The 1,130-nt window shown below is 46.8% G+C and carries 3 protein-coding genes; all 3 read left to right on the plus strand.

The annotated features are described in order from the left end of the window. A partial coding sequence (locus FN633_RS10825) for a GNAT family N-acetyltransferase (RefSeq protein ID WP_154058909.1) occupies positions 1-275 on the plus strand: 275 nt, incomplete at its 5' end. Positions 276-312: 37 nt separating this feature from the next. Then, positions 313-543 carry a tautomerase PptA gene (gene pptA, locus FN633_RS10830; protein ID WP_154057714.1) on the plus strand — a complete coding sequence of 77 codons (231 nt, stop codon included), beginning with the start codon at positions 313-315 and terminating at the stop codon, positions 541-543. A gap of 102 nt (positions 544-645) precedes the next feature. Beyond that, positions 646-1,122: a lysozyme inhibitor LprI family protein gene (locus FN633_RS10835; protein WP_154057715.1), complete on the plus strand. Its 477-nt coding sequence runs from the start codon at positions 646-648 to the stop codon at positions 1,120-1,122. Positions 1,123-1,130: the final 8 nt, after the last annotated feature.

A 1,130-nucleotide genomic window follows, 5' to 3' on the forward strand; every position in this document is an offset into this window, starting at 1 on the left:
ACGAAGCTGAGAAAGACCATCACATCGGCTATCTCTGGTACAAGCCGGATCCGCAGCTGCACTCCGCCTTCATTAACGACTTCTATCTTTTCCCGGCGTTCCGCGGGCAAGGTTTGGGTAGCGAGGCCATGAAGCAGCTTGAGCTGCGCCTGATGGCAGAGGGCTGTAAGCAGATTAAACTGCGGGTGGCTGCCGGAAATCCACAGGCCAGACGGGTCTATGAGAATAACGGTTTTAACGTAACCGGCATCAATATGAATAAAGTGCTGGGTTAACAGCCCAGCCATACGCTTAATAAACGAGGAGTTTGCTATGCCGCATATCGATATTAAATGTTTCCCCCGCGACCTGACCGATGAGCAGAAAACCGCGCTGGCGGACGATATTACCGCTGCGATTGTCCGTCACCTCAACAGCAAAGACGAGTCGGTAAGCGTTGCTCTGAGCCAGGTTCAGCCTGAAAACTGGCAGGCGCAGGTGTGGGACACCGAGATCGCCCCACAGATGGAAGCGCTGATCAAAAAGCCGGGCTACAGCATGTAGTTTATGCTTCCTGCCCTTCGGGGCAGGGTAATGATGTAAAAGCAGAACTCCATCAAGCGGTGATTGATTAAGGGATAATGTGAGGATAGGGAGGTTGATAAATTGAATAAATATTACTTGCCGTATGTTATTGGTGCGATCCTGTCAGCTCTTACTATCAACGCTTTAGCGGAATCCACCAGTTCAAGCATCGTCAAAAGTACCGATGTTGACGCCTGTATAGATAAGAGCGGTGATATAGAAAACGAGTGTTTGGATTTAGTAAATAAGCGGAGTGAAAAGGAATTAAATGACGCTTATGAAGATAAACTAAAAGAGATATCAACTTTCGACTACACCCGGTGGTGGATGGGAGAAAAAGAACGACGTGACGCAATGAGGCAATCCTTTATACATAGTCAAGAACTATGGCTTAAGTATCGTAGTGAGTATTGTAAGACCGCTAGTACGGGATCTGAGGGAATTGATGGCTATGGGGCGGTAGTATTAAGTTGCCAGATTAATCTGGCGAAAAGAAGGTTAGAAGAAATCAAAATGATACATCCTGATCTTTCGGAAGGATGGAAGAAAGATTATTAATGGTATGA

Source organism: Pseudescherichia vulneris (assembly GCF_902164725.1).
In the GTDB taxonomy this organism is placed as follows: domain Bacteria; phylum Pseudomonadota; class Gammaproteobacteria; order Enterobacterales; family Enterobacteriaceae; genus Pseudescherichia; species Pseudescherichia vulneris.